This is a genomic window from Streptomyces ipomoeae 91-03 (assembly GCF_000317595.1).
GTDB lineage: Bacteria > Actinomycetota > Actinomycetes > Streptomycetales > Streptomycetaceae > Streptomyces > Streptomyces ipomoeae.
Map to the genome: position 1 here is coordinate 1 of NZ_AEJC01000004.1, position 3,781 is coordinate 3,781.

The 3,781-nt window shown below is 70.7% G+C and carries 2 protein-coding genes and 3 pseudogenes; 3 read left to right on the forward strand and 2 right to left on the reverse strand.

What is annotated here, in order from left to right; translation table 11 throughout:
* Positions 1–43: 43 nt before the first annotated feature.
* A pseudogene (locus tag STRIP9103_RS00130) lies at positions 44–814 on the reverse strand (winged helix DNA-binding domain-containing protein); the annotation flags it as partial.
* Here STRIP9103_RS00130 and STRIP9103_RS00135 point away from each other — a divergent pair.
* The 3 genes and pseudogenes from STRIP9103_RS00135 to STRIP9103_RS00140 form a co-directional block, all read left to right on the forward strand.
* Positions 785–1,858, forward strand: a complete 1,074-nt coding sequence (locus STRIP9103_RS00135; RefSeq protein ID WP_234022068.1) for a magnesium and cobalt transport protein CorA — start codon at positions 785–787, stop codon at positions 1,856–1,858. The pseudogene STRIP9103_RS00130 and the gene STRIP9103_RS00135 overlap by 30 nt on opposite strands.
* A gap of 167 nt (positions 1,859–2,025) precedes the next feature.
* Entirely contained in the window at positions 2,026–2,193 is a 168-nt protein-coding gene (locus STRIP9103_RS50500; protein WP_181800435.1) for a hypothetical protein, read from the forward strand.
* Positions 2,194–2,285: 92 nt separating this feature from the next.
* Positions 2,286–2,474, forward strand: a pseudogene (locus STRIP9103_RS00140) (molybdopterin cofactor-binding domain-containing protein); the annotation flags it as partial.
* Between the two features lie 123 nt (positions 2,475–2,597).
* Here STRIP9103_RS00140 and STRIP9103_RS53340 read toward each other — a convergent pair.
* Positions 2,598–3,775, reverse strand: a pseudogene (locus STRIP9103_RS53340) (aldehyde dehydrogenase family protein).
* Between the last annotated feature and the right edge of the window lie 6 nt (positions 3,776–3,781).

Consider the following 3,781-nt stretch of genomic DNA (forward strand, 5'->3'; position numbering starts at 1 on the left):
CCCCCTCTCCATGTGGGTCAGTTCACCACCGCATCCATGTGGGTCAGTTCGCCACCGCGCCGAAGCGGATGTCGTACGAGCCCTCGCCGTGGAGTGTCGCGAGCGTGTGCTCGGCCTCTGCCATGAGGTCGGCGCGCTGGTCCCCGGTGAGCCGGTGGAAGGGTTCGAGGGTGAGGACGTCGCCGTCGAGCTTCCAGATGCCCGCGAGGAATCCGTCGACGAGGAAGGTGCGGTGCGCCTGATTGCCCTGCCAGGTACGGCCCTTGAGATCGGCGGGGACGACACGGGAGCGGTCGGCGTGGGAGAGGAGCAGGTTGTCGAACTCGGGCAGCAGGCGGGGCGGGGCCGGGGTGTCGGGGTCGGGGCGGGGTGCGTCGGGGAGGTCGAACAGTTCGACGCCGTGCTCGTCGCGGAAGGTGAGCAGTTCCGGGCGCAGGCGTTCGAAGGCGGGGCGCAGCCGGGTCAGTCCGGCCCAGGTCTGCATGTCCTTGACGGAGGCGGGTCCGAAGGCGGCGAGATAGCGCCGGACGACGGTCTCGGGCGCCGGGGCCTCCTGGGCGGGGCGGCCGAGCCAGTGTTCGGCGGTGGTCAGCGCGACCTGGCCGCTGCTGCCCCACAGACCGCGCGGGGTGACCTGGACCAGCGGCAGCCGGCAACGCGCGGCGACACCGAGGGCCTGCGGATCGGCGTCCGGCCACTCGACGAGCAGGGCCTCCCGCAGCTGCTTCATGGTGCGTGGCTCGGCCTCGACCAGTTCCCGCGCGAGGGCCGCGAGCCGGTCGAGATCGACTCCGACGAGCCCCTTGCGGAACCGGCGGCGCCTCCCGCGCCGGAGCGGGCCAGTGTGGTGCAGGCGGTCCTGTACCAGGACGGCGTACGCGTCTCCTCCCCCGACACGCTGGCGCAGACCTACCGGGAGCTGCGCGAGGCGCCCGCCGGAATGGCGTGGATCGGCCTGGCCCGTCCGACCGAGGACGAACTCCTCTCCCTGGCCAGCGAGTTCGACCTCCACCCGCTCGCCGTCGAGGACGCGATGGAGGCCCACCAGCGCCCCAAGCTGGAGCGGTACGGCGACACCCTCTTCGTCGTCCTGCGCGCCGCCCGTTACCTCGACGCCCCCGAGGAGGTCGACTTCGGCGAGCTGCACGTGTTCGTCGGCCCCGACTTCGTCATCACGGTCCGCCATGGCGCGGCGCCCGACCTGTCGGCGGTCCGCCGCCGTATGGAGGAGACCCCGGAACTGCTGAAACTCGGCCCGGAGGCGGTCCTCTACGCCATCCTCGACGCCGTGGTCGACGGTTACGCCCCGGTCGTCGCCGGGGTCCAGAACGACATCGACGAGATCGAGACGGAGGTGTTCCGCGGCGACCCGGAGGTCTCCCGCCGCATCTACGAACTCTCCCGCGAAATGGTCGAGTTCCAGCGCGCCACCCGCCCCCTCGTCGGCATGCTCCACGGCTTGATGGCCGGCTTCACGAAATACGAGACCGACGAGGAACTCCAGCGCTACCTCCGCGACGTCGCCGACCACGTCACCCACACCAGCGAACGCGTCGACGGCTTCCGCCAGGCCCTCACCGACATCCTCACGGTCAACGCCACGCTGGTCACCCAGCAACAGAACGCCGAGATGCGCGCGTTGGCGGAGGCGGGCTTCGAACAGAACGAGGAGATCAAGAAGATCTCGTCGTGGGCGGCGATTCTCTTCGCTCCCACATTGGTTGGAACCATCTACGGCATGAACTTCGAGCACATGCCCGAGTTGGACTGGAGCTTCGGATACCCCTTCGCCATCGGCCTGATGGGGGTTGTTTGCGTCAGTTTGTACCTGATTTTCAAGCGGCGGGACTGGCTCTGATTCCCTCTTGCCGAGCTCAGTTCTTCTGCGGCCTTCGCTCTCGCACCGGTCACGGAACGGAGCGAGATCAGCCCTGGGGAGTCTCTTGCAACGGACACAGACAGTGACATTGACTCCTTGGTTGAAGCCACAAGCCCCCGACCCTGTGCGGCCGCCACAATGGAGGCATGGCCTCCCACCCGCAGCACACCGGACCCGGGCCGAGGAACCTCTCGGGCGCAGACGCCGAGGACCGCGCGCTGTACCGGGAAAAGTTCCGGCGCCGTCTGCCGGAGTCACTGGTGTGGGAGGACGCCTTCCCCCAGCTCGCCTCCCGCACCCGGGCAGCCGCGTGACGGACATGCCAAAGCTGCGCACGCGGCTCCTGGTCGGCGGGCCCCGATGGCGGTGCCTTCGCTGTCCACGGCAAGGGCTGATCCGGCGCGAGGCCTACGCCGCCGTGTTCGCCGAGGTCGCCGTGGACGCGCGGCTGGGCCTGGTCCGGGTGCGGCGCATGCTCGGCGTGTACGACGCGGGCCGGATCGTCAGTTGGAAACTGGCCGGCGGCCAGGCCCTCGGCGGCCTGGTCGGCGGCATCGGTCAAGCGCTGCTGGAGCACACGGTCACCGACCACCGCGCCGAGAACAATTGGCCCGAGCACGCGGCCGACGGTGGCCGGCTCTGAGTGATGCCGGAACCCGAGGCCCCCCGGACCTGACAGACCATGACCGGCGGCCCTCGGGTGGCGGCTGAAAGGGTCTCAGCCCAGGGCGGTCCATACGCTCTTGACCTCCGTGTAGAGGTCGATGGCACCCCGGCCCATCTCCCGGCCCCAGCCGCTGGAGCGGAAGCCGCCCCAAGGTGCCGCCGCGTCGACGGGGTTGGGCATGTTGATGAACACGGTGCCGGACCGGATCGCGTGGGCCAGCCGGTGGGCGCGGGCGACGTCGCGGGGCCACACGGACGCGGCGAGGCCGTACTCGCTGTCGTTGGCGCGGGCGACGGCGTCGGTCTCGTCGTCGAAGGGCAGCACGGCGAGGACCGGGCCGAAGATCTCCTCGCGGGCGATGCGCATGCCGTCCTGGACGTCGGTGAAGACGGTCGGCCGGTAGAAGAAGCCGGACCGGTCGGGGACCGGGCCGCCGCCGGTGAGCAGGGTCGCGCCCTCCTCGACACCGGCCTGCACCAGGGCGTCGACGTTCGCGCGGTGTTCCGCGGTGACCAGGGGGCCGAGCTGGGTGGCCGGGTCGCCGTCGGCGCCGATGGGCATGTTTTCGGCGGCCTTGGCGAGGCGCTCGGCGAACTCGTCGGCGACGGAGCGGTGGACGTAGAAGCGGGAGTACGCCGCGCACACCTGGCCGCTGTTGATCAGGCCGCCCTGCAGGGCACCGGTGACGGCGGCGTCGAGGTCGGCGTCGGGCAGGACCAGGATGGGGTCTTCCCGCCCAGCTCCAGGGAGACCCGCTTGAGGTTGCCCGCGCTCGCCCGGACGATCTCGCGGCCCACCTCGGTGGAGCCGGTGAAGGAGACCTTGTCCACGCCGGGGTGCTCGATGAGCGCGCGACCGGTCTCCGGCCCGCCGGTGAGGAGATTGACGACCCCGGCCGGGACACCGGCCTCCTGGCACAGCTCGACCAGCCGCACGGTCGTCATCGGGGTCTGCTCGGCGGGCTTGACGACGACGGTGTTGCCGCAGGCCAGCGCGGGGGCGATCTTCCACGCGGCGATCATGAGCGGGAAGTTCCACGGGGTGATCAGCGCGCACACGCCCACCGGTTCGCGCCGGGTGTAGTGGAAGACACCGGGGATGGACACCGGTTCCGTCTCGCCGGAGATCTTGGTGACCCAGCCGGCGAAGTAGCGGAAGTGCTCGGCGGCGCCCGCGACGCTGATGGCCGTCGAGACGCCAATCGGCTGCCCCTGGTCGCGGGTCTCCAGGGCGGC